Origin of the sequence: Mesorhizobium argentiipisi (SeqCode), assembly GCF_037179585.1 — a bacterium.
In the GTDB taxonomy this organism is placed as follows: Bacteria; Pseudomonadota; Alphaproteobacteria; order Rhizobiales; family Rhizobiaceae; genus Mesorhizobium; species Mesorhizobium argentiipisi.
Window position 1 is genome coordinate 1 of the sequence record NZ_JAPYKO010000077.1, and the last position, 1,429, is coordinate 1,429.

Genomic DNA, 1,429 nt, shown 5'->3' on the forward strand with positions numbered 1-1,429 from the left:
TCTCATGTTCCCTGTCAAGGTTGAAGGCAAGAAGGCTCACCTGCTTGGCAGGTTTGCGAAGCAGTCGGATCGGCCGAAGCTGCACAGGGCTGGGGGTGGAGCTCAGAGACGACGGTTGATCAGACTCTCATCCGCGGGTTGGGTACCGGCCTTCCGTGTCTTCGTCTCGGGGGCTGTCCTCGGTCTAGAGGGCGGGCGTCGGGCGCATCGGCTCGGCCACATAACTAACGACGGGAGTTCCCCACCGTGGCCCCACCCCCAGCACTGTGCAGCTGGGTTGGTCGAGACCGGCTATGACGGCGCGACCTCCCGGCCGATGGCCCACAGGAAGGCGGCCATCTCGCGTGCGATCGCAGCCACGACCACCGGCGGCTTCTTGCCGGCGGCGCTGAGGCGGCGATAGCGGGCGCAGAGCCGGACCTGCCCCTTCCAGGCAATATCGCGGACAGCCTTGGGCAACCCCTCGAGCCGGGCCCTCAGGGCCTCGCTGACCCTGGCAGGATAGCGGTAAGTCCATGCCGCTTCGACCAGGGCGCGGCGGGCGCGTCGATTGCCGGCGAGCGTAAGGCTCGACCGGCGAACCGAGTCACCGGTCGAGCGCTCCCCCGGGACAAGGCCGAGAAAGGCCATCAACTGCGGCGGCGTATCGAAGCGACGCACATCCCCGATCTCGGCCGCAAATATCACTGCGACCAGGAACGAGGCGCCCCGCATGGCCTGATAGGCCTCGACGACCCGCGCCATGGACCAGGTTGGCACGACGGCGCGCAACTGCTCGTCCAGGCGATGTAGTCGCTGAGCCGCGTCCTCGATCGCGTCGATCTTCTCCTGGAACACGATCTGCTGCGCGGTATGCTCGAAGCTCTGGCGGGCAAGCCAGCGCCGGTGCGCCAATGTCCAATGACCGCCGTTCTCGTAGATCCGCCCATGGCGCAGGAGGAAGGAAAGTAGCTGCTGGCGTTTGCGGCGCAGGTCGTCGGCTGCGGCTTCTCGGGCCCGGACCAGATCGCGGACAGCTTCGTGGACCACGTCCGGCACCCATACCCCGGTCAGCTCGCCCGCCCGATGCAGCCGCGCCAGCGTGACCGCGTCCCGCCGGTTGGTCTTGACGCGCTCGCCCGGCCGCTTCGGGATCAGGGCCGGCGCAACCACCATGCAGTCGTGTCCAAGATCGCGGACCTGCCGGCACAACCCATAACCGGTCGGCCCGGCCTCGAAGCAGACGTGCAGTCGATCATACTTTTTTCCCAGCTTCTTGATCGTCCGCTCTATCGCCGCAGGACTATTCTCGACCTCGCCGACAAACCGGACCTGGCCAGTACGACCGCCCTCCGCGATCGCAACCGCGTGCTTCTTCTTGGCTACATCAAACGCAACAAATGCTTCGCTATACTCTCCCATGGCTCGCCCTCCGTGCGTGAGGATCGGC

Annotated in this window: 1 protein-coding gene; it reads right to left on the bottom strand. The window is 66.3% G+C overall.

Annotated elements, in window-relative coordinates; genetic code table 11:
- Positions 1-291: 291 nt before the first annotated feature.
- The gene (locus tag O7A05_RS33970) at positions 292-1,401 is read right to left on the bottom strand and encodes an IS110 family RNA-guided transposase (RefSeq protein WP_337097773.1); all 1,110 of its coding nucleotides are present in this window, start codon (positions 1,399-1,401) and stop codon (positions 292-294) included.
- Positions 1,402-1,429: the final 28 nt, after the last annotated feature.